Source organism: Microcoleus sp. bin48.metabat.b7b8b9.023 (assembly GCF_013299185.1).
Lineage (GTDB): Bacteria > Cyanobacteriota > Cyanobacteriia > Cyanobacteriales > Microcoleaceae > Microcoleus.
Genome location: NZ_JAAFKG010000003.1, coordinates 168,592 through 191,462, shown reverse-complemented (window position 1 = coordinate 191,462; position 22,871 = coordinate 168,592). Strand labels below are relative to the sequence as shown.

The 22,871-nt window shown below is 47.4% G+C and carries 22 protein-coding genes and 1 tRNA gene; 16 read left to right on the top strand and 7 right to left on the bottom strand.

Translation table 11 applies throughout. The features are described 5' to 3' along the window. Positions 1 to 190: 190 nt before the first annotated feature. The 7 genes from QZW82_RS03180 (at position 191) to QZW82_RS03150 (ending at position 5,200) form a co-directional block, all read left to right on the top strand. The gene (locus tag QZW82_RS03180) at positions 191 to 526 is read left to right on the top strand and encodes a rubredoxin (protein WP_293144452.1); all 336 of its coding nucleotides are present in this window, start codon (positions 191 to 193) and stop codon (positions 524 to 526) included. Further along, positions 513 to 1,526 carry a photosynthesis system II assembly factor Ycf48 gene (locus QZW82_RS03175; protein ID WP_293144449.1) on the top strand — a complete coding sequence of 338 codons (1,014 nt, stop codon included), beginning with the start codon at positions 513 to 515 and terminating at the stop codon, positions 1,524 to 1,526. Before QZW82_RS03180 ends, QZW82_RS03175 begins: the two co-directional genes overlap by 14 nt. Before the next feature lie 56 nt (positions 1,527 to 1,582). Beyond that, the gene (gene psbE / locus QZW82_RS03170) at positions 1,583 to 1,831 is read left to right on the top strand and encodes a cytochrome b559 subunit alpha (protein WP_293144446.1); all 249 of its coding nucleotides are present in this window, start codon (positions 1,583 to 1,585) and stop codon (positions 1,829 to 1,831) included. A gap of 20 nt (positions 1,832 to 1,851) precedes the next feature. Then, entirely contained in the window at positions 1,852 to 1,989 is a 138-nt protein-coding gene (gene psbF, locus QZW82_RS03165; protein WP_006635504.1) for a cytochrome b559 subunit beta, read from the top strand. 9 nt (positions 1,990 to 1,998) lie between these two features. Further along, complete coding sequence (locus QZW82_RS03160; RefSeq protein WP_293144443.1) at positions 1,999 to 2,121, top strand: photosystem II reaction center protein L; 123 nt, start codon at positions 1,999 to 2,001, stop codon at positions 2,119 to 2,121. 69 nt (positions 2,122 to 2,190) lie between these two features. Beyond that, positions 2,191 to 2,313, top strand: coding sequence for a photosystem II reaction center protein J (locus tag QZW82_RS03155; protein ID WP_293144440.1), 123 nt, complete (start codon positions 2,191 to 2,193; stop codon positions 2,311 to 2,313). A gap of 634 nt (positions 2,314 to 2,947) precedes the next feature. Continuing rightward, the gene (locus QZW82_RS03150) at positions 2,948 to 5,200 is read left to right on the top strand and encodes a transglycosylase domain-containing protein (RefSeq protein WP_293144437.1); all 2,253 of its coding nucleotides are present in this window, start codon (positions 2,948 to 2,950) and stop codon (positions 5,198 to 5,200) included. A 150-nt stretch (positions 5,201 to 5,350) separates the two neighbouring features. On the opposite strand, the gene cobA is transcribed toward QZW82_RS03150, so the two are convergent. From cobA to QZW82_RS03130, 4 genes are all read right to left on the bottom strand, one after another. Further along, positions 5,351 to 6,196 (bottom strand): uroporphyrinogen-III C-methyltransferase, encoded by an 846-nt coding sequence (gene cobA / locus QZW82_RS03145; protein WP_293144434.1) that lies wholly within the window; start codon positions 6,194 to 6,196, stop codon positions 5,351 to 5,353. Further along, complete coding sequence (locus tag QZW82_RS03140; protein ID WP_293144431.1) at positions 6,193 to 6,927, bottom strand: sirohydrochlorin chelatase; 735 nt, start codon at positions 6,925 to 6,927, stop codon at positions 6,193 to 6,195. The genes cobA and QZW82_RS03140 overlap by 4 nt, the downstream gene beginning before the upstream one ends. Positions 6,928 to 7,226: 299 nt before the next feature. After that, positions 7,227 to 8,087, bottom strand: a complete 861-nt coding sequence (locus QZW82_RS03135; protein ID WP_366664966.1) for a manganese catalase family protein — start codon at positions 8,085 to 8,087, stop codon at positions 7,227 to 7,229. 94 nt (positions 8,088 to 8,181) lie between these two features. Further along, positions 8,182 to 9,693, bottom strand: a complete 1,512-nt coding sequence (locus QZW82_RS03130; protein ID WP_293144428.1) for a serine/threonine-protein kinase — start codon at positions 9,691 to 9,693, stop codon at positions 8,182 to 8,184. 401 nt (positions 9,694 to 10,094) lie between these two features. Here QZW82_RS03130 and QZW82_RS03125 point away from each other — a divergent pair, with 401 nt between their 5' ends. The 4 genes from QZW82_RS03125 (at position 10,095) to QZW82_RS03110 (ending at position 15,858) form a co-directional block, all read left to right on the top strand. Continuing rightward, positions 10,095 to 10,244: a hypothetical protein gene (locus tag QZW82_RS03125; protein ID WP_293144425.1), complete on the top strand. Its 150-nt coding sequence runs from the start codon at positions 10,095 to 10,097 to the stop codon at positions 10,242 to 10,244. An 83-nt stretch (positions 10,245 to 10,327) separates the two neighbouring features. After that, positions 10,328 to 10,400, top strand: a tRNA-His gene (locus QZW82_RS03120). A 228-nt stretch (positions 10,401 to 10,628) separates the two neighbouring features. After that, complete coding sequence (locus QZW82_RS03115) at positions 10,629 to 14,957, top strand: AAA domain-containing protein (RefSeq protein ID WP_293144422.1); 4,329 nt, start codon at positions 10,629 to 10,631, stop codon at positions 14,955 to 14,957. Then, positions 14,935 to 15,858, top strand: a complete 924-nt coding sequence (locus QZW82_RS03110; RefSeq protein ID WP_293144419.1) for a hypothetical protein — start codon at positions 14,935 to 14,937, stop codon at positions 15,856 to 15,858. Before QZW82_RS03115 ends, QZW82_RS03110 begins: the two co-directional genes overlap by 23 nt. A 442-nt stretch (positions 15,859 to 16,300) precedes the next feature. On the opposite strand, the gene QZW82_RS03105 is transcribed toward QZW82_RS03110, so the two are convergent. Then, positions 16,301 to 17,533: a DUF3747 domain-containing protein gene (locus QZW82_RS03105; protein ID WP_293144416.1), complete on the bottom strand. Its 1,233-nt coding sequence runs from the start codon at positions 17,531 to 17,533 to the stop codon at positions 16,301 to 16,303. Between the two features lie 242 nt (positions 17,534 to 17,775). Here QZW82_RS03105 and QZW82_RS03100 point away from each other — a divergent pair, with 242 nt between their 5' ends. Beyond that, a complete protein-coding gene (locus QZW82_RS03100; protein WP_293144413.1) occupies positions 17,776 to 17,931 on the top strand; it encodes a hypothetical protein in 156 nt (51 codons plus the stop codon). 39 nt (positions 17,932 to 17,970) lie between these two features. Here QZW82_RS03100 and QZW82_RS03095 read toward each other — a convergent pair whose 3' ends face one another. Then, a complete protein-coding gene (locus QZW82_RS03095; RefSeq protein WP_293144410.1) occupies positions 17,971 to 18,963 on the bottom strand; it encodes a ribose-phosphate pyrophosphokinase in 993 nt (330 codons plus the stop codon). A gap of 161 nt (positions 18,964 to 19,124) precedes the next feature. Here QZW82_RS03095 and QZW82_RS03090 point away from each other — a divergent pair, with 161 nt between their 5' ends. Together QZW82_RS03090 and QZW82_RS03085 are read left to right on the top strand one after the other, a co-directional pair. Further along, entirely contained in the window at positions 19,125 to 19,385 is a 261-nt protein-coding gene (locus QZW82_RS03090; protein ID WP_293144407.1) for a hypothetical protein, read from the top strand. Between the two features lie 80 nt (positions 19,386 to 19,465). Next, complete coding sequence (locus QZW82_RS03085; RefSeq protein WP_293144404.1) at positions 19,466 to 19,924, top strand: GatB/YqeY domain-containing protein; 459 nt, start codon at positions 19,466 to 19,468, stop codon at positions 19,922 to 19,924. Here QZW82_RS03085 and QZW82_RS03080 read toward each other — a convergent pair. Beyond that, complete coding sequence (locus tag QZW82_RS03080) at positions 19,863 to 20,096, bottom strand: hypothetical protein (protein WP_293144401.1); 234 nt, start codon at positions 20,094 to 20,096, stop codon at positions 19,863 to 19,865. The genes QZW82_RS03085 and QZW82_RS03080 overlap by 62 nt on opposite strands. A gap of 292 nt (positions 20,097 to 20,388) precedes the next feature. Here QZW82_RS03080 and QZW82_RS03075 point away from each other — a divergent pair, with 292 nt between their 5' ends. Both QZW82_RS03075 and bioD read left to right on the top strand, forming a co-directional pair. Then, complete coding sequence (locus tag QZW82_RS03075) at positions 20,389 to 22,086, top strand: serine/threonine-protein kinase (RefSeq protein ID WP_293144398.1); 1,698 nt, start codon at positions 20,389 to 20,391, stop codon at positions 22,084 to 22,086. A gap of 58 nt (positions 22,087 to 22,144) precedes the next feature. Beyond that, entirely contained in the window at positions 22,145 to 22,852 is a 708-nt protein-coding gene (bioD, locus tag QZW82_RS03070; protein WP_293144395.1) for a dethiobiotin synthase, read from the top strand. The last annotated feature ends 19 nt before the right edge of the window (positions 22,853 to 22,871 follow it).

The window sequence follows — 22,871 nt, the reverse complement described above, 5'->3', positions numbered from 1 at the left end:
GACGCTGATTAAGACCACCACCGACCCTTTGTGTCGAACATCCCTGTGATGTGCGGTGGCATCGGCGGTTGAGACGGGAAACCTCGAAGACGAATAAGACCGTCCTAACCTGAGTTTTAGTTGGAAGCCCCAACTGCTGCAAAGTTTAGCTGAGGTACTTCACGGTTAGCTGACCCATAATTTTGGATTTATGAGCGATCCGGCCACTGAGACTAAAACCCTCGATCGGCACGAGTGCCGCGCCTGCGGCTACGTCTACGATCCGAAAAAGGGCAATCCTAAAATTGACATTGCCCCGGGTACGGCTTTTGAAGATTTGCCTATGACTTGGGTATGTCCAGTTTGCGCTGCGCGCAAGTCGATGTTTCAAAATCTCGGCCAGATGGAAGGGGTATCGGGATTTAAGGCAAATCAGCGTTACGGTGTCGGCGTCAACGGCATGACTGAAGGTCAAAAAAGTTTGCTGATTTTTGGCGGCTTGGTCGTTGGTTTCTTGTTGTTACTTAGTATGTATGGTTTGCAGTAAGACGATTGTGAGATTTTGGCAACGAATTGTAATGTTATTGGCGGCTGCACTCATCTGTACGAGTTGCAGCACGATCGGTTCTGTGAGTTACAACCCTTGGCAAGTGATTTCCTTGCCGACGGAAGCTAATTTACAGGATATTGCCTTTACGGGAAATGCCCAGCACGGCTGGGTTGTTGGTTCTGAGGCGACTCTATTTGAAACGATCGACGGCGGGACTAACTGGAAGCCAGTAGCACTGGATATAGATGAGCCGAGATCGCGTTTTGCGTCGGTGAGTTTTTCCGGTTCCGAAGGCTGGATTGTCGGTCAGCCTTCGATTTTGCTCCACACAGAGGATGAGGGCAAGTCTTGGACGCGGATTGCTTTAAGCTCTCAGTTACCAGGTTCTCCGAGTACGATCGCCGCTATTGGCCCAAATACGGCTGATATGACGACGGATGTAGGCGCGATTTACCGCACTTCTGACGGTGGCAAAAATTGGAAAGCGATCGTGCAGGACTCTTTTGGGGTAGTTCGCAATATCAACCGCTCGGAAGACGGGCAGTATGTTGCGGTATCCTCGAAAGGTAATTTCTACTCAGTGTGGAAACCAGGACAACAAGCTTGGGAACCCCACAACCGCAACAGTTCTCGCCGCTTGCAAAACATGGGCTTTACCAAAGACGGGCGTTTGTGGATGATCGCCCGGGGCGGTCAGATTCAGTTTAGTGATGCCTCCGAGGCTGAAGGTTGGGGAAAACCGTTTTTTCCCGATCGCAAAGCGAGTTGGGGTTTGCTAGACATGGCTTACCGGACTGATAATGAAGTTTGGGTAGCCGGCGGCGGCGGCAATTTGCTGTGCAGTTTGGATGGCGGGAAAACTTGGCAAAAAGACCGCGAAGTTGAGGACGTTCCTGCTAATTTTTACAGGATTGTCTTTATGGGCCCCGATCGCGGATTCGTGATTGGTGCGAGCGGTACTCTACTTAAATATCAAGGTTCAGCGCAAGCTGCTTGATAGTAGAATAGTAATAGAGATTGTCTGTCGATTTGTTGTTGAAAGGAGGATTCTAAATGGCCGGTACAACTGGAGAACGTCCGTTTGGGGACATTATTACAAGCATCCGTTATTGGGTAATTCACAGCCTCACCATTCCAGCTTTGTTTATTGCTGGATGGCTGTTTGTGCAAACTGGTTTGGCTTACGATGCTTTCGGAACTCCTCGCCCTAACCAGTATTTCACAGAGCAGCGCGAAGAAGTTCCGATTATCTCGGATCGCTTTGAAGCTAAGAAACAAGTAGATCAGTTCATTGGCAAGTAATTTTACAAGGATTTGGAAAAATGACGAGCAGAACGCCAAACAATGAGCCAATTTCGTATCCAATTTTTACGGTACGCTGGTTGGCAGTTCATACTTTAGGTGTCCCAACGATTTTCTTTTTGGGCGCGATCGCAGCAATGCAATTTATTCAACGATAGGAGTTTATAATGCCTGAACGCGCCCCTAATCCCAACGAGCAGCCGGTAGAGTTAAACCGGACTTCTCTTTATTTGGGTTTATTGCTGATTTTTACCCTGGGTATTTTGTTCTCCAGTTATTTCTTTAACTAACTGGTGGTTCAGTTGAATCTCTGTGATTCAATCCAATTTGTTTAGCTGTGAATTAGTGAGGTGATCGCTATGTTTAGTGAAAGTGGCAGAATTCCTTTGTGGCTGGTAGCTACAGTCGCAGGTCTCGGTGCTCTGAGCATTGTGAGCCTTTTCTTCTACGGTGCTTATGCCGGTTTGGGTTCTTCGATGTAAGGACAAGATTGCGTATTTTACGCCTAAAACCTCCCTTGAAAAAGGGGGGTTTTAATTAATTCAGTCTTAGACGCAACTGTCACACTAAATAAAGGTACGTAGTTGCGCTTAAGCGCTCTTATCGCAATCCTCGCAGGATTTTCATGAGTACCTGTAGGGACTTAGGTCAAGCCGTGTCCCTGATTGATTTAGGCGAAATCACATTTATGTTCGCCGCCCGTGATAATGATTTAGGATGGCTATATATATTAAGATCGGAGCGCTTAAGCGCAACTACGTACCTAAGAATTAGCCTCGATCGAGGTCGATCAAACAATCCGAACAATTGTTTTGTAGCAAAAGTTTTGATAAATGATATAAATCGAGGATAAATGTTAGATAAACAGTTCATTGTTTAGGAAATTTATAATATTTTGCTGGGAATCGCTAGTAGGACTAAAGTCCGAACGATCGAACCTTTTTAATTTTAGGTAATTGACAGGACACGGTATAAATCTAAAATCTAAAATCTAAAATCTAAAATCTAACATCGACGGTCGATCGCCCAAAGTATGGGACAGATCCTGAAAATAGCCAAAAGTTGCGAGTAGAATGGTGCAAGAGCCGATCGCTCGATCGTAGTCCATCGCGAAATATGACCCCACCGCAGCCGCCCCGCAAACCTCAAACCGTCTTGGGTGCGATTACCCAAGCAGTCCAGACAATTGCCAAGGTTAATTTTAACCAGCTAGCCCTGAAACCGAATGCCAAAGTACCCGAACTGTGGGTGCAGGATGCAGGTGCGGCTAAAGCTGAGGTTTATCCGCTATTGGGCGATCGATATTTGCTAGGTCGATCGTCCAAAGCTTCAGATATTGTAGTTCGCAATCCCGTTGTCAGCCACGTACACCTATCCCTGTCGCGGGATACTCGACGGCGAACACCTTTTGTAATTAAAGACGAAGACTCTACCAACGGCATTTACAGAGGGAAAAGACGAATTAAAAGTATGTCCCTCCGTCACGGAGACGTGTTCACATTAGGGCCGCCCGAACTCGCCGCCGCCGTCAGAGTTCAGTATGTAGATCCGCCACCTTGGTATTTAGAATTTTTGCGTTACAGCTTTTACGGTGTCAGCGGAATCACAACTCTGATAGCTATTTTGGTTGGTGTTGAATCGACCAAGTTTCAAGTGCGGCCTCTACCCAGAAGTATCAACGGCCCCGTGATTGTTTACGCCCGCGACGGACAAACTCCGCTGCGTCCCCCTCAGAATAACGCTCACTTAGAATTGAAGCAATTGCAGGATTTTTCGCCTTATTTATCCAAGGCGGTACTTGCTTCGGAAGACAGCCGCTACAATTGGCATTTGGGCGTAGATCCGATCGGTGTTTTGCGAGCACTTTTAACCAACGTTCGCGGGGGAGGAATTCGCGAAGGCGGCAGCACTCTGACGCAGCAGTTAGCCCGGAGTTTGTTTCGAGATTATGTAGGTACTCAAGATTCGGGCGGACGCAAATTCCGGGAAGCAGTAGTTGCTTTGAAACTGGAGAGTTATTACAGCAAAGATGAGCTGTTGCTGACTTATTTAAATCGCGTGTTTTTGGGAATTGACCTCTACGGTTTTGAGGATGCGTCTCGATTTTATTTTGCCAAGTCGGCGAAGGATTTGACTTTATCGGAGGCGGCGACTTTGGCGGGGATTTTGCCCGGGCCAAACAGTTTTAATCCGATTCAAAATTATCAGTTGGCGGTGCAGTATCGCGATCGAGTAATCGAACGAATGCGCGCCATGGGGACGGTTTCTCAGGAAGAAGCCGATCGCGCGAGGCGATCGCGAATTGACATCAATCCCAAAGCCCGCCAATACCTGCAAAGTACGATCGCGCCTTATTTCTACAATTATGTATTTGACGAATTGGAGTTTTTGCTGGGGGAGCAGTTAGCCAGAGAAGGCAATTTTATTGTAGAAACAGGCTTAAATCCCGGCCTGCAAAAAGTAGCTGAATCTTCCCTCAAAAATGCCGTAGAAAATGCCGGAGCGAATGCAGGTTTTTCTCAAGGAGCTGTAGTAACTCTCAATTCTACAACCGGGGAAGTCTTAGCATTAGTTGGGGGCGTAGATTACTTGCAAAGTCAGTTTAATCGGGCAACGCAAGCATTGAGACAGCCCGGTTCTACATTTAAGATTTTCACCTATGCAGCCGCCCTAGAAAGCGGAATCCCACCCAGTAAGACTTATTCTTGTGAGCCGCTTTCTTGGGGCGGACAAAGTTATAACGGCTGCGCCAGAACCAGCGGTAGTGCTGATATGTATCGGGGTTTAGCACAGTCGGAAAATCCCATTGCTTTGAGAGTCGCGCAAGATGTCGGCTTAGACAATGTAGTAGGAATGGCGAGACGTTTGGGAATTACATCTCCCCTGCGTTCTTCCCCTGGTTTAGTATTAGGTGAAAGTGAAGTCAATGTATTACAATTGACTGGTGCATTCGGGGTTTTAGCTAACCGAGGTTTGGGTAATCGCCCCCACGTAATCAAGCGAATTATTGATAGCAGCGATTGCAAAAATCGCAATGATTTTAAAAGTTGTCGGGTGATTTATGACTATCAAAAAGATGGGATTGCCAACCGACAATTAGTTTCTGAAGGCGTCGCGGATACGATGACTGATATGCTGCAAGGAGTTGTCCGAGGAGGTACGGGCAGCAGTGCTGCTTTGGGCTTGGGAGAAGCTGGAAAAACAGGCACGACTAATGACAATAAAGATTTGTGGTTTGTCGGTTATATTCCCAGCCAGCAACTGGTGACAGGAGTTTGGTTGGGAAATGACGATAATTCTCCGACTGGCGGAGGTAGTGCAAATGCGGCTCAGTTGTGGGGGGAATATATGCGGCAGGTGGCGCGTTGAAAATAGGTTTGTAGTGAGGACTTTAGTCCTTCTTATCCTAAGTCCTCACCGGGTATATACGAAAACACGGCGGTTAGAAACCGCGTCTACACAGACAAAACCCGCCTCCGCGGGTTCAAGACAAAGATGGTTAGATTTAATTTATTTTTTTCAGTCTGCGGAGGCAGAAATCGTTTGTGTAGGTGCGGTTTCAACCGCCGTCTGAGATGGCCGACAGCCAGACAATATAGAGTGCAAATTGACGACATTTCCGATTACCGCGATCGCCGGGGCTGCAAATCCAGTCGCCTCAACTTGCTCTACAATTGTACTCAAAGTGCCGATCAATTCTTCTTGTTCCGGCCGCGTTCCCCAGCGCACCAAGGCTACGGGCGTTTCTGCGCTCAATTCGGCTGCTGTGAGCTCGCCGATAATGTGAGGCAAATTGTGGATTCCCATGTATACTACAATGGTTTCGGAGCCGCGGGCGATCGCCTGCCAGTTAACCTCCGGGCGATATTTTCCGGCTGATTCGTGGCCGGTGACAAAAGTGACTGACGAACTGTACGATCGATGCGTCAGAGGAATTCCCGCATAGGCTGCGGCCGCAATTCCAGAAGTGACACCGGGTACAACTTCCACCGCAACTCTAGCTTTCACCAAATCTTCCATTTCTTCGCCGCCGCGCCCAAAAATAAACGGATCGCCGCCTTTGAGACGAACTACGATCGCATTATCTTGAGCTTTGTCTATCATTAACTGAGTAGTTTCGTCCTGCATTAACGAGTGGCGGCCTTTGCGTTTCCCGGCATCAATTCGTTCTGCTTGGGGGTTGATGACTGCCAAAATTTGAGGGCTGACTAAAGCATCGTAAATCACCACATCCGCGCACTCTAACAGCGCTTTTCCCTTCAAAGTCATTAAACCCGGATCTCCGGGGCCTGCACCTACTAAATACACTTTACCTAAAGACATTTTTCTTGCTTCCTTGACCTCTTCTGTGTCTTTGCGATTCATTTGTGAATTAAATCCCGAATTAAGTCTGCTAATTCTACACTGGCGCCTAGAGGATTTGCGAGATGAAGTTCTGCCGTGGGAAATTGCTGCTGTAGCTGCTCGACATTTTTGGCGATCGCATCTGTAATTCCTCCATTAAATAAGAAGTATGGCACAATTCCTATTTGCTGCTGTCCATCACGAACTAAACTGTCAATTCGTTCTTCCAAACTCGGCTTTACCGACCAATAAGCAGTCTCGGCACCGAGTTGGCTGGCGATTTGTTCAAATGTCGAGTTACCTCCTGGGCGGCGGCTGCCGTGAGATAGTACAATCCATTTTGGGGATAGCAAATTGGGGACAAAAGCTAGCTCTTGCATCTGAGTTTGTAGCAAGTTTGTTAATCCTGCTACTTGGGAACCTAAATGCGGGCGCACTTCAATTTTTAACCGGGAACCAAAAGTTTTCTGGGCAATTTCCACCTCTGCGGGGATGTCTTCGGCGACGTGCACTCCCGGTAATAAAAATACGGGCAGGATTTGCAATTGAGTAAATCCTAGGGACATGGTACGATCGCCAAAACTGCAAATTTGTTCGTGGAGTGGCGCGGGGCCGAGTTCTAGGGTGGCGGTGGCGACTGCGGGAAAGGAGTGGGCCAAATTATCAGACAGCAGTTGAGCCAGGTTTTCCAAAGCTACTTGCGGTCTGGGGTCGCGGCTGCCGTGAGAAACTAATAGGTAAGTCGATCGCAATTTCAATATGGATTTGAGCTTAATGTTCGATGATGTTGAATAATTTTAACATCTGGGAGCCTAAATTCCTAAAAAACATAACAGTGATATCCCCGACTTCTTAGAGAAGTCGGGGATATAAGTCAATACGGCTCAGTTAACACTGTTAATTCCCCGGAGATCCCCCTAAATCCCCCGAATAGTCGGGGGACTTTGAGCGACTTCTTGTTCCCCCTTTTTTAAGGGGGAGTAGGGGGCAAGCTAAGGGGGGATCGGTCTTATCTGAAGCGTATTGGGATATAGGTTTCCGGATATTCTAATTAACCTTGGGGAGCCGGCTCGGCGATATACTTGAAATTAGGTTCAGAGTTCAAAGCATTTGGTTGGTCTTTGGCATCGCCGGACAAGTTAAAGAACAAATCTACTGTTGAATCTGGCTGGATATTTCCGAAGAACGGATCGGTAAGTTTGCCCATAGATTGTAGGGCATTCATGAACATTTGAGTGTGGGAAATTTCCCGAGTCAACAAGAAGTGCAGCGTCTTTTTCGTTCCCGCATCCGGCGCTAGTTCAATCAATGCTTCGTAGGTTTGGCGAGCTCCTGCTTCCGCACCGATATTAGCGCGCAAATCGCGGACAACATCGCCGCCTTCGTTGACGTAAGCCCCCGTCCAAGCTTGACCTTGGCTATCTAACAAGTGCGGGCCTACACCTCTGACTGCAAACAAAGTGCTTTTGTAAGCTTCTGTTTGGTCAACGTTTTTGGTGTGAGCTTCGATCAGTTTGCCCACCATTTCTAAGTGGCTGAATTCTTCGATCGCAATATCTTGAAGCATATCCTTAATCTCTGCATTTTCACAGTGAAAGGACTGCACCCAGTATTGCAAAGCTGCTGTCAGTTCTCCGGTTGCTCCGCCAAACTGTTCTAGCAGCAGTTGGGCAAAACGGGGGTTGGCTTCGTCTACTGTTACCGCAGACATTAGTTGCTTTTTGTGAAAAAACATCGATCGATACCTCTCTTTAGTTCGGTTGTTACAGTCGTCAGATTTCCGACTGTATCTGTGTTTACCTTCAGCATCCATTGTGCGACAAGCGATCGCACTGAACCTCGGTCGCTGGATACATCTAGGGGAACCAATTTCTCTGCTTTCAGGTAGAGTTAAGTAGAAGTCATTGGTCATTGGTCATTAGTCATTAGTCATTAGTTGCTAGTTATTAGTTGCTAGTTATTAGTCAACTGTCAACTGTCAACTGTCAACTGTCAACTGTCAAATATCAATTGTTGTCGCACTCGGTTAATTTTGCTGACAGGGCATCGAGATGTCGCAGCCACTGAATGCCGCCTACCCAACTGCGAGATGGGAGGTGTCCAATTGGTGCTTGCTGAGTAAATTTAAGTTTTCCTGGACTGGTAGTTGAATTGTAGGTTGGCCAGTTTACCCGATCGCAAAATCTGACATAATCTCCCTTAACGCTTTCGTAGATTTCCTTTTGGACGCTGAAGCCAAACCGACCTTGACTGTAGTGCAGCCACAGGCGATCGACTATTTGCAAATCTTCGCATGGTAACTTGTAAATTTGGCTGATTTCTAGCTGAATTCCCGGTGTCAGCGACAGAGATTGACACATCACGGCCCAAGTTTCGCGATCGGCTTCTTTCCACTTTTTACTTGACAAAAAATTCCGCAGTTTGGTATAATCAACTCCCCTGACAGAAAGTAGGGTCAGTTCGAGATTTGAAATCCTTGATAAGGACAAAGTTTCTGCGGAATTGGCGGTGGTTTTGGTCGGTAAAATCGTAGGCTCAGGAGTTGGCAGGGCTTTGAAATCAGGTGAGTTATCGGTATTAATCACAGTTTGGGCGATCGGCTTTTTCGGCATAACCAAATTTTGCTGGCGAATCTCTAAAACTGCATTGATATCTTGCAAAACTTCCGCCGCAAAACTGTAGCGCCCACAAAGATGAGTTTCCAGCAATTTATCCAAAATCTCACCTAACTCGGCGCTAATACTCGTGCCTTTGGGGAGAAACTCGCGCCACCACCAGCGCTCGGTTTTACAGTCGTACATATCCAACGGCGGAACTTGCGTCATCAGGCGAATGCAAGTAACACCTAAACTGTAAAGGTCGCTAGCAGGAAATACTTTACCGCGCATTTGTTCGGGAGCTATATAATCTTGACTCCCGATCAGCGTTGCTGAACGGAGTATAGCTGAATCAGTCAGCAGTTTGGCAATGCCGAAATCGATCAATACGAGTTTGTTGTCCGACTGGCGGCGGATAATATTTTCAGGTTTGATGTCGCGGTGAATGACGCGCTTGTCGTGGATGAATTGCAACACGGGCAATAAGTCTTGCAGGACTTGCCAAATTTGATTTTCATCGCAGACACTTTGGTCTAATTCTTCTTTGAGAGTCGGCCCGTCTATAAACTCTTGAACTAAATAAATATGACCTTCTTGTTCAAATGCAGCTAATAAAGTGGGAATTTGCTCGTGTTTTCCCAGTTCGTCTAAACGGACGGCTTCTTGGTGGAATAATTCAAGGGCTTTGTTGAAAATTACTGGATCGCGATCGCGAAAATAAAATTGCTTGAGGGCACAGCGCGGTTGCGAGGGGATGTCTTCATCAATGGCGAGGAAAGTTTTGCCAAATCCACCTCTTCCTAAGAGTTTAATCGGGCGATACCGCTGTCTCAACAATAGGTTAAAGCCGCAGTTCAAGCAAAGTTTTTCTGTGGGTGAATTTTCGGGATTTTGACATTCTGGGTTAATACAGTAGCTCATAGGGATTTGAGATTTTATATTTGAGATTTTGGATTGTGAAGAAGTTTTTTAAATGCACCGCTTTCATAGTCTCCTTGCTTCGCGGGGCGAAGGAAGAGAGATAAGAGAAGAAAATTAGTTGACAATAGACGCACACATGGATATAAGGCTATTCTATTCCGCTGGGCCCGATCGCGATGTTATACAATGTGCACGGCGCCCCAAGCTGACACAGATCCGGGCGCGCGACAGCTTGCTGCGCGGGCGTTTCATTTACATTCCGAGACGCAACTGTCACATTAACAAAAGGTATGCGGTTGCGCTGTCTTCACTCTTGGCGCCACAACATACCTCAAAAAATCTTTAAGTATTGTGACACTTGCGTCCAGGACTTAGATGCTGTCGGGTAATGAAAGTTCGTAGTGCGGTTCGTAGTGCGGACTTCAGTCCGCATTATGCGGGCTCAAGCCCGCACTACGAACCAATTTTATTGCGCGATCGCCCAAATCGAAAATTGTGCTAAACTCTGGCTGTGCGCTGAATTTCAGGCACAATTGATGCGATCGGTTTAGGGAGGCTGAAAAATATTTTGAAATTTTTTTGCTTTACCCCTAGACTTGTGCTGAGATGTTATGTTATAGTTAAAAACGTTATGGCGAGTGTAGCCAAGTGGTTAAGGCAGTGGTTTGTGGTACCACCATTCGTGGGTTCAATTCCCATCATTCGCCCTTTTGATTTTATTGTGCAGAATTAACAAAGGTACGTTGTTGGGCTTCAGCCCTCTTTAGGCGTATATATAAAGGAGGCTCAAGCCCAACAACGTACCTAATTCTCTGATGACTGTAAAACCACCTTGGGTTTCGCCTGTATAGACGCGGTTTCTAACCGCCCAGTCTTCCAATATGCTAATCTTAAATCCAATCTCAAATCTAAAATCCAAAATCTAAAATCAAAATATGCCATCTTTAGTAGCAGAAGATTGGGGATATAAATTTAGTGGCGATCGCACGATTAGTAAATTTATTGGCCAAGTTGAAGGAGAAGCAGCTTTAGCGAAATATTGCGATTGGGAATGCAGAGATAGGGCGGAACTTCTGATGTCGGAAATAGCCGGTAAATCCCCCAGTCTTTTCTACGTGCGCCGCCAAAAGGTAAATGAGAGATTTTCGGAAGAGGAAATCTGGGAATTGATTCTTGCTACCGATGGAGATGATTTTAAATTACCCGAATTGCTGCAAAAAGCCGTGAAGCGAAGCTATCCCGAAGGGAATCGCACTTTGCGCCTGCTAGCAACTGTACGCACAGAAGATGGAATCGGCGGGTTGAAATTCCTGGATGCTGGTTTGGTAGCGATTCCTAGAGGTAGAAAAGATGGCTATTCTTTGCCGTTGCAATTGCGACTTGTGTCGAAAAGTCGCTCGCCAATTCCCGCAAAGTCGATCGCCCGCGTCCAACAAATGCCTTTTTGGGACGACAGACACATACCAACAACCGAACAATTAAAAGTTTGGCACACTTTCTTAAATGTCGAAAAACGCATCGCGGAAGCGCGTCAATTTTGCGTACCTTTCCGCGCGCACAACTACGGTTCCGGCTTCAAAATCGTTACTTTTGAAATCGATCGCAATTCGGCAACTCTTGACGGCTACGAGGAGAATCCCTTACAAGTCGGCGACTTTCGCGAAAGGCTGAAACAAGCCAGAAATGAAGACATTATTTTGTTTGATTCGCCGCCTGGAAGCAGAAGCAGTCGCGATGGCGAGACTTTGGGTAGTATTGCCGAAATTGACTTTGAACGTGGTAAGTTACGGATTAAGTTGGATGTTGATTTGGGCGATCGCATGGCGGGCGGCAGATATCAACTTCCCAAACAAGGATTTTTGTATTTCGAGGCGGCGGGCGATATCAGTCAGATCGATCGCAAAAAGAAAGCTTTAAAAATGCTGGCGGATGGCCGCGCTCAAAATCCCTATTTAAGCGAGTTTTTATTTGACTCTTCCGAGGCGAGAATTCCCGACAAGCTGGTAAAATTGGATCGGGAAGACTTATTAAATCGGAATGCTAACGACGACCAACTCGCCGCTGTAGAAATGGTGCTGTCGGCGCGGGATTTAATTTTAATTCAAGGGCCGCCGGGAACCGGAAAAACGACGGTGATTGCGGAAATTTGCTATCAAATTGCGCGTCAAGGCGGGAAAACTTTGATTGCTTCCCAAGCTAATTTAGCCGTTGATAATGCTTTGAGTCGGTTGGTGCACAATCCGGCAATTCGGGCTTTGCGGAAGGGAAAAGCCCATAAGGTGCAGGAGGAAGGCCAGCCGTTTTTAGAGGAAAATGCGATCGGCAATTGGCTGCAAAATACGGCGACTGATTGCGAACAACAACTGTCGCAGCGCCAGATTAATGTCACATCTTTACAGCGGTTGCTGGCAGATTTCGACAGATTTAACGCCTACTCGGCCGCCGAGAGAGCTTTTTTTAAGGAACAAAAACACCTGCACGATGGGAAGGCGGAGGTTGAGGAAAAGTTGACCGCGCAATCAGCAGCGTATCAATTAAGTTTAACTGCTAAAAGCGAGATTGCATCTTTGGTTGACGGGCTGGCAAATTTACTGGCTGCGCCGGAGATTAACTGGGAGTCTTCGGAAGTTTCCGAGTTTATGCCGAAACTAAAACCTTATTCTGAAGGCAATGTTTTAGTCGAAAACTTTATGGCAAATGTGCGGATTTGCGTCAGCCATACTATTCAAATAGGATTGGATCGCCCTAGTTGCGGCGCGTTTGGGATTGCGGTTTGGTTGCGGGAAACTGTAGCAGGGCAATTATCCGAATTTAAGACGGCGGGCGATCGCGCCCAGGAAGTTTGTCACGCGATGTCAGCGGTTGTGGAGTCGCTGCGGGCGTCGCGCCAGATGTCGGATGTGGTGAATCAACTCGAGTTGGGCGACAAACAAAATCAGACACACCGCCACAATCTCGAACAGAAAATCAGTAATTTGGAACTGCGAAAAGCGGAAATTGCCGCCGTTGTTGTCGCCGTTGCAGAGTGGATTGAGACGGCGGATACGCGACTTTATACTGTTGTGCAATCTTGCTGGGAAACGGGCGCGATGCTGACAGATGATATGGTAGAATTGCCCGCAGGACTTTTGAAAATTGCCCGATCGCTCAAATTGCCGATCGTCCCGCCGAAGTGTAAAGTCAGTTTGCCCGATTTGGAACGGCTGCAAAAGGCGATCGCCCATGAAGCCAGCGCGGGTTTTAAGGACATTCAAGGACAGCAGTTCCGGTTTAGCGACTTTTTGCACCTAAATTTGATTCAAATGCCGATCGTGCTCGCTGCGGGCGATCGGGCGCAATGGCAACAACTAGCCAAAGACTTCGCCAGCTACGCCCAAGTTAGTCAAAGCCAGCGCAAATTCATCCTCGAAAAAGCTGACACTTTCTTAGCTAACATCCAACAATTTTACAGTCAATCATTGCAGCCCAATCAGATTCAAGAAACTTTCGATCGGCTAGTCAAAGAATTGCTGCATACTATTCTCGGCAACGCCCGTCAGTGCATAGTTCCCCTGAAAACCGAAACCGAACAACAACTAATTAAACAGCAACAGTTATTAGATAAAATCGGTCAAAGTGTCAGCCAACAACAAATATCCGCCGCCCAACTTCAAGTAGAAGCCGCGCAGCAAGAGGCGAACTTAAAAATTAGCGAAGTTACGAATCAATTGCAAGCAATTGTCGAACAGTCAAAGGTTCCAGACAAGTTGCGAATTCTCGCCCAACAATATCTCGCGCAAAAGTCGAATATTTGGGAACAACCGCAGCAGTTTTTCAAGCAAGTTGAGACTTGGAAAGCCAGCGTTATTCAGCTTGAAAAATCAATCACCGACTTAGATCCGTTCGGGATTTTGGAAGTTATCAAAACTACTCTTGACGAACAATTATCCCCGCTGCAAATTGCCGCTACAACTGCCCAGGAGGAACTCGCGACACTTCAAACAGAATTGAGCGAGATTACGGCTCAACTGCAACAAAAGCAGCCCACAGCAGAATTAATCGTAGAGAGAACTTGGTGGAAATCAGCATGGCAAAATATCCCAACTAAATACCAAATAGAAGTTCCCAGTACCGGATTGTTCAGCGTAGATTTTTTAAGCAAAATCAAGCGATTGTTCAAACATTGGCAGCGGGAATTAGAACGAGAAGAAACAGCCCTAAATCGTTCTAAAAACTTTGTCACAGATTGGATAGAAAAACTCCGCAATCCATCTGAAAAAGACCGCAATGATTTAAAACAAATTTATATTGACAACGCGAACGTCATCGGCATTACCTGCGTGCAAGCTGCCAGCTTTGATTTTAGCAAAAACTTTCCCAGCTTTGATGCAGTTATCATTGACGAAGTAAGTAAATGCACTCCGCCAGAGTTATTAATTCCAGCTTTGAAGGGCAGAAAATTAGTATTAGTGGGCGATCACAGACAATTGCCACCGATGTTTAATCAAAGTACAATCGACGACATCGCCGAAGACATCGGTTGTACCGGAGATGAACTTAGCTTTATCAAAGAATCGCTGTTTAAAATATTGTTTGAAAAGGCTGACGACGGTATAAAAAAAATGCTGACAACTCAGTACCGAATGCACCCGCAAATCATGGGCGCAATCAATCAGTTTTACCAGCAAAAGCTCAACTGCGGGATTTTGGAAGCAGACACAAGGCGCGCGCACCATCTCGCAGGTAAAATCATTCAAGATACCAATCACATCCTGTGGGTAAAGACACCAATCGGACAAGGGTTTGAAGAAGAAAAAAATGGAACCTCGCGCTTGAATGTCAAGGAAGTTGATGCAATTGAACGTTTGTGTCAGCAAATGGAAACAGCTTGGCATCCCAAGGTTGTTGACGGTGAACCGCCGAAAGAAATCGGAATCATAACTTTTTATGGCGCTCAATTGAGGTTAATTCAAGATAAAATAGAACCAGAAAAATTTCCATCTCTGAGTATCCGCACAGGTACGGTTGACATATTTCAAGGAATGGAAAGACCTGTGATTGTGGTCAGCACAGTGTGCAATAATATTAGAGGGGATATTGGATTTGCTAAGGAACCGGAACGGGTGAATGTGGCTTTTTCTCGCGCTCAAGAATTGCTGGTAGTTGTCGGCTGTCACGATTTATTTACGCAACAAACAGGTACTGTCGGAAAAATGTATCAGGAAGTTTCAAAAATTGTGCGTTATTTTGGAGGTTTTGTAGATGTTGCTAGCATCCTCAGCTAAACAAATTGACGCGAATTTAAGTTCGCTAGCTGCACAAATTGAGCAACAAAACCCTGATTTGTCGGTGTTGGCGGCACGTGAATTCCGCTTTGCAATTCGCCAAACTCCGCTGGAGGTGGCGATTAGCGAACCCCGCGAGTTTAATGTATTGGAAGAGTTTATTTTGCGTGCGGGCGTTGAGTTTGAACCCGCGCCGACTTTGCAGGAGTTGGCGGATTTGCTGGGGTTGGATCGGGTTTTTGTGAAGACTGCGGCGACGAATTTGGTTAATTTGGAGATTTTGGAGGTGGCGGAAAATGGTAAAATTGCGTTAGCGAAGCCCTCGGAGAGGATCGCGCCTTTAGGCCAAGATTTTTTTGATAAAAGTGCAGTTAGTCGATCGCACATTCAATCAATTTACGCCATTTCCGATCCGTTAAACCAAACTCTCACCTTCAAGTTCGACGCTTTACCCGCAGAATCAATCAACTTACCAGATTTAGCAGACTTCGTATCTCTCGAACATAAAATTACCGACCTTGCGGACTTAAGCATAGCAGAAATCCAGCCGCTGATCCAAGCTTCCGACTTAGGGATTCACGTCCCCGAAAACGGCAAAATCGTCTCTAAGTGCGATGTCATCGGCGATGATGTGGAGATTTGGCAAATTGTATCAGTTTTTGTGTTGCAGGATGCGATCGAAAATAAAACTACGATTCAACTCCGACAAGGAAAGCAAATATTAGAAACCGCATCGAATCGGCTAAATGAACTCGAATCTCAGCAGAAATTGTTATTGAATGAATTGTGCAAATCAACAGAAGAAATCGCACAGCCCGAGTCAGAAACAATCCCGGTTCCTAAAACTCGCAAACAGACATCAAAGAAGAAACGCAAGGAAATAGAGTCAGAAAACAAGTAAGATGCGGACTGAAGTCCTCACTACAAACCAGTCAGAAAACAAGTAAGATGCGGACTGAAGTCCTCACTACAAACCAGTTCGTAGTGAGGACTTCAGTCCGCATATTCTCTCCCAATCTTGTAGGGTGCGTCAGTTTTAGATTTACTATGCAAAAATTAGGTTTTCTAACTGACGCACCCTACAATAATCACTGACTATTGTATAAGGTGCGGATCCATCAGATTGTTAATTGAATGCGAGAGATTGTCCATGGATCCGCACCCTACAAATACTATGGTGCGTCGCCATTAGATTGTTAATTGAATGCGAGAGATTGTCGATGGATCCGCACCCTACAAATACTTTGAAGCACCTGCCTTTAGGCAGATTGTGATAAGAACGGAATTTAAATCTCCGTTCTTATCACTTCGCTGTCAACTGTCAACTGTCAACTGTCAACTGTTTACTGAGCTTTAACGCACTTCAGCATCCGCAAAGTAGCTGCCGCCGCGTAATTCCGCTTTGCCGCATCATCGGGAGCAAAACGAGTTCCAACTTCGTTAACAGCGGAAGCAACAGAACAATAAGCAGACATTTGAGTAATAATCGCAGCCGCCCAATGATTTTGAGTGTCTGAAAAAGTTTTAGGCGGCTCTTTTCCAACTAAATTTGGCTGCATTCCCCGCGCCGACAAACCAAATTCTGATGCTCTCCGCAGCACCGCCATCAATTCAGCGCGAGTCACTGACTGCATAGGTTTAAAAGTTCCATCTTGATAGCCGCTAACTATTTTATTGTCCCGCGCAAATTGAACTTTTCCGGCACTCCAACGCGTGCTATCAACGTCGCTATAAGGCCGAGTAGAAACATTGTTAGGAAATGTGATGTTAGCACCTTGGATTCCTTTCAATGATTCCAATACTAAAGATACCAATTGCTCTCGCGTAACGGCAAGCTGCGGCCGAAATGTATTATCTTGAGCAAAGCCGGCGACAAACCCAAGGCCCACAGCTTCTTTAATTTCGGGAGCGTAGATATCAGTAGCAATATCTCTGAATGTAGAAGAGCCAGTATTGCCTCCGGTATTTCCGCCGGTATTTCCGCCGGTATTTCCGCCAGTATTTCCGCCAGTATTTCCGATTTCTCCCGGTGCGGCTTGACTGCTAGTGAAATAAAAGTGACCTAATACTTTCCCTTGATAAGTTCTTTTACTAAAGCGCCAAGCCGGATCGAGAGTGATTTTCATAAAGCCGTTAGTATTGCCGTTGGTGCGGCCGATAATTATCGCTTTACCGTTCGGATCGCTGGGAATTCCCATTAATAGCACATTGCCATCAACACTTTGCAAGATTAGGCTGTATTTTAATGCTAAATCGGTGCCGGCCATGCGAATGGAAAAGCCGTTGCTGTCTGTGGCGCGGCCGCAAATGCCGGTGAAGTCAAAAGTAGCTAATAACGGATCGACTGTCACGGGATTAGAACCGCTTTCGCTCCAGCACTTCCGTCTGTCTGTGACTTGTTCTACTATGAGTAATTGGTAGCCGGTCAAACCGCCCGGTTGGGCGATCGCAATTACTCGATCTTGGTTAATTTCGGTTTCGTCAAAACTATATGCTTTCGCCGGAGCGATCGCCCCGAGTGTTAAAATTGCTGAACCGACAAAGGCGGCCGCTGCTCGTACCAGTGAATGTTTCATAGTTTTTCCCTATTTACCCCTTATTTTGGTCAGACATCTCTAGAAGATGAAAAAGTCGCGGTCTTAAGACAACAAGATAGAATTTTACCATTTGTTGTTCCAGCGATCTCAAGCGCGATCGACTCCGGTTAGATCGGATGATATCGTTTCCGGTTGCATCGGAATGATTTAACCGCAGAGGGCGCAGAGGGCACAGAGAGAGAATAGAGAGATTAATACAGGACGATGCTACCGGATTTGATATGATACTGCAATGCGATCGCATCTGCTGTTACGATCGCGAGCGGGGACGATCGCACTACAGGAAACATATTATGATTCGGATGCCTGTGGAAACGATATTTATTGCGGGAAAGAGCGCAATCTACAAAAAAAATGGTGCGTTAACAAGCGTGTAACGCACCCTAAAACAAATATTGAAAACGTGCTTTCTCTAGCTAGCGGAACATACTGCTAACAGAACTATCTTCGTGAATCCGCCAAATAGTTTCGCCCAGCAAATTCGCTACCGAAAGCACCGTCAACTGCTTGAATCGGTTCTCTTCAGGTACGGGAATTGTATTTGTAACAATTACCTCTTCCAAAACTCCGCTAGACAAACGCTCGATCGCCGGAGGTGAAAAAACTGCATGAGTAGCACAAGCATATACCTGTCTCGCACCTTGGCGGCGCAACAATCTGGCGCCTTCGGTAATCGTCCCCGCAGTATCGATCATGTCGTCCACCAACACGGCTGTTTTGCCCTTGACATCCCCGATGACGTTCATCACTTCAGCGACGTTGTGAGCTTGGCGGCGCTTGTCAATAATTGCCAGGGGAGCATCGCCAAGCTTTTTGGCAAAAGCTCTCGCTCTAGCGACTCCGCCAACATCCGGCGAAACCACAACAATATCCGTCAACTGCTTGCTTGCCAGATAATCCAACAGCACCGGCGAACCGTAAACATGGTCGAAAGGAATGTCAAAATAACCTTGAATCTGAGCTGAGTGCAAATCCATCCCCAAAATGCGACCGGCCCCAGCTTCAGTAATCAAATTAGCCACCAACTTTGCAGTAATCGACTCTCTTCCGGCCGTTTTGCGGTCTGCTCTAGCATATCCGTAGTAGGGAATCACAGCAGTAACTTGTCTTGCCGAAGCGCGACGACAAGCATCGATCATAATTAATAATTCCATGAGGCGATCGTTCACCGGACAGCAAGTAGGCTGAATTAAGTAAACATCGCAACCCCGAATCGATTCTTGAATTTGAACGTAGAGTTCCCCATCAGCGAACCGCTTGCGAACCATCGGCCCCAAATCGATCCCCAGATAGCGAGCCACCTCTTGGGCGAGGGGAACATTAGCAGAACCGGAGAACAGCCGCAGACGGTCGTGAGCAGAAACCGGCGGCTCGGGAAGCGGAAGCGGTAAAGTAGCAGAACGGATCACAGCAGGCCTCTTGCAAGACGTTTATTTAATCGCCATCTTACCATCTGAAATTAGAAATGTTCAGCCAATATTTGGAGAGATTTAACTTTCGGGGTGGCGGCAAGTGTTAACTTAGGCGAACGAAAAATGACTTGCAGAAATATCTCCCATAAACAGAGTTTATGGCGGGCTGTGCACAGAGGGAAGAAGCAAGAGGGAAGAGGGAAGAAGCAAGACCCAAAAAGCAAGACGGCGAGGAAGAAGCACTAAAATCAAGGGTTTCGGCAATGTCAGAACGCCCGCAGCGCATGGCCCGAGGCCTAAAAATTTTGTTTGGCATCAATGCCCGCGCCTGTACTCTAGGTGCTGCCGCCCCAAATAGACTGTCTCTCACCGAAGCCATCCGGGTGCAAGACGATCGAAACGCCACCAACAGGCAATAAACTTGCAAAATACTGTAAAAAAAGTTAAGAATCGGAAGCATACTCCTGATTTTTGATATAGCAAAGCAAGGTAGACATCGATGAGCTTAAGAGAACGTATTGACGCAGAAATCAAAGCAGCGATGAAGTCCAAGGACAAAGTTCGCTTGGAAACTGTTCGTGGCATCAAGAAAGTTATTCTCGAAAAAGAAGTCAGCCTCCGTCCCTCCGGGCAAGAGACGCTGACAGAAGCTCAAGAATTGGAAATTTTGATGCAGATAGCGAAACAGCGCCGGGATTCGATCGATCAATACCGCAAAGGCGGCCGCGAGGACTTAGTGGTACAAGAGGAAGCGGAGTTGGCAATTCTAGAAGAGTATTTGCCGGCGCAGATGTCTGATGAAGAGGTGAGTCAAGTGGTTGACGAGGTGATTGCTTCGGTGGGCGCTACTTCTGCCAAAGATATGGGCAAGGTGATGGGCAAGGCTATGCAGCAGCTTAAAGGCAAAGCAGATGGTAACAGAATTCAAGAGATGGTGAAAGCAAAGCTGAACAGTTGACAGTTGACAGTTGACAGTTGACAGCGTTAATCAATTGACAGTTGGCAGTTGACAGTTGACAGTTGACAGTTGACAGTTGACAGTTGACAGTTGACAGTTGACAGTTGGCAGTTGACAGTTGACAGTTGATTTGTGGTAGGAAGGCAGTTGGTAGGAAAGCAGTTGTCCTCACAGTCAGAAAGAATTTAGCAGCAAATCTCCTGCGGTTTCTCTTTGCGGACGGGGTTTAGGGGTCGATCGCAAAGCAACCGCAGGGGGTTTGTCCCTGCATTGAGTTAGAGGTTGTCCCTGCTTGACTTGGAAAAAATTCAATTTCTCAAAGTTGCTCAAAAAAACGTAAAATGCTAACTTTGGTCGGGATTGGGAACTACAGCCAGTGAAGTAAGCTCTTGGGCATTTAAAGACCTAGGATTAATAAGTCTGCCAGCGATCGTCTATTTTTTAACAATTTCTACTTAAAACTTATGCAGCCACCTATTGCTATTGGAACTCTCCTACAAAACCGCTACCGCTTGGTAAGTATTTTAGGTCAAGGGGGATTTGGCCGGACTTATTTAGTAGAAGACGAGGGGCGGTTTAAAGAACGCTGCGCCCTCAAGGAATTGATTCCGATGCAAAGCGGGCCTTACGTTTTGGAAAAATCGAAGGAATTGTTTCAAAGAGAGGCGGCAATACTTTACCAAATTGCCCACCCCCAAATTCCCCAGTTTCGGGCAATATTTGAAGAGAATCAACGTTTGTTTTTGGTGCAGGATTACGTGGAAGGGATGACTTACCGCGAACTGTTGCTCGATCCTTCTATAAGTCGCACCTTCAGCGAAGCCGAAGTTTTAGTATTTCTCCGACAAATGTTGCCGGTACTGGCTCACATCCACGCCCGGGGCATCATCCACCGCGACATCTCGCCAGAAAATATCATCCGCCGCGAAAACGACCAACTGCCGGTACTGATTGACTTTGGAGTGGTGAAAGAACTTGCTACCAAGGTTCAGTCTCCCGAAGGAACAGCCCACGCGACAACTGTGGGTAAAATTGGCTACGCGCCGATGGAACAGTTGCAAAGCGGGCGCGCAACGGCTAGCAGCGACCTGTATGCTTTAGCTGTAACGGCGATCGTCCTGCTGACAGGCAAAGAACCGCAGGAATTGCTGGATCAAACAACGTTGCATTGGAATTGGCAGCAGCAAGTACAGGTGAGCGCTGGTTTGGCTTTGGTGCTGAATCGGATGTTAAATCGCTCTCCGGGCGATCGATATCAATCTGTCAGCGAAGTCGCTCAAGCACTTGACGCCCAAACTAATCCTAACCCTCAATCTAACGCGCCCACTGCACCACCAGCATCAGCAGTCGTGCAGCCCAATCCTTCGCTAATCGCAACTGTAGCCGTGGGGAGGCCGCTCGAATCCGAGCCGATGGTGCCCCTAAGTGCCGGCCCGCAAAACCAGCCAGATCCGCTAATTGAGCCTGCTGGTGGCTCTTTTTGGGACAATCCCGCCGCTGCGATCGGACTGCTAACGGGCTTAGTCATCTTGACAGGCTTTGGTTCCTGGGCATTAGTAGGCTCGTTTCTCAACAGCAAACCGAAGCCCACAGCCACTCCGACACCGCCATCAGTCATAACTCCGGCGCCGAGACTAACTCCGCTTCCAACCCCGCAACCTTTACCAAGCCCAACTCCAGAACCTTCACCAAGCCCAACTCCAGAACCTTCACCAAGCCCAACCCCAGAACCTTCCCCGGAAATCACACCAGAACCTTCGCCGGAAATCACCCCAGAACCTTCGCCAGAAATCACACCATCGCTACCACCTGAACCAACGCCAGCGCCAGAACCCACGCCAACACCTGAACCGACACCCGCGCCAACTCCCGCGCCCAAACCGACACCCGCGCCGACACCCGCGCCCAAACCGACACCCGCGCCAACTCCCGCGCCCAAACCGACACCCGCACCGACTCCCGCGCCGAAACCGACACCCGCGCCGACTCCCGCACCCAAACCGACTCCCGCACCAACTCCTGCGCCGACTCCTGCGCCTTCACCGACTCCTGCCCCGTCACCGGAACCCGCACCGACTCCTGCGCCTTCACCGGAACCCGCACCGACTCCTGCGCCTTCACCGGAACCTGCACCAACTCCCGCACCTTCGCCTTCACCCTAGTTCTGGCAAAATTCCTCTAGACTTAAGTTGAAGCCAATTACTTACTAGCTATTCGCCAATGAACTCGCTGCTGATTGCTGGAACTGATACTGACGCGGGCAAAACTGTTTTGACCAGTGCTTTGGCTGCTTATTGGCAAATGTATTTTCCCGATCGCAGTTTGGGAATTATGAAGCTGTTGCAAACCGGCACGGGCGATCGAGAACTCTACACCCGTTTGTTTAGCCTCGACCAATCCCCCGAAGAACTCAATCCGCTGCACTTTAGCGCGCCTCTAGCACCGCCGATTTCTGCCGAACGCGAGGGGAGACCGATCGAACTCGAAAAAGTCTGGACGGCGCTGCAAAGCCTGACTGAGCGCAAGAAATTTGTGCTGGTAGAGGCTTTGGGAGGGCTGGGTTCGCCGGTAACGCGGGAACTGACGGTGGCGGATATTGCCCGAGATTGGCGGCTGAGGGGCGTTTTGGTGGTACCTGTGAGGTTAGGTGCGATCGGGCAAGCTGTAGCAAACGTTGCCCTCGCCAGACACACTGGTTTTCAGCTTAGAGGCATTGTCCTCAATTGCCCTCAAGCTTGTTCCGAACAAGAAATTGCCGATTTTGCGCCGATCGATTTAATCCAGTCTCTGACTCAAATTCCCGTGTTGGGTACTTTGCCACATTTAGACGATCCAAATGACCTGAAAAAATTAGCGGCATCAGCATCAGAATTAGATTTAGAGCGGTTACTTCCGGGGGCAAACTTAATACCTCAGATTGCTAAATAACCGTATTCTAAATACTTCT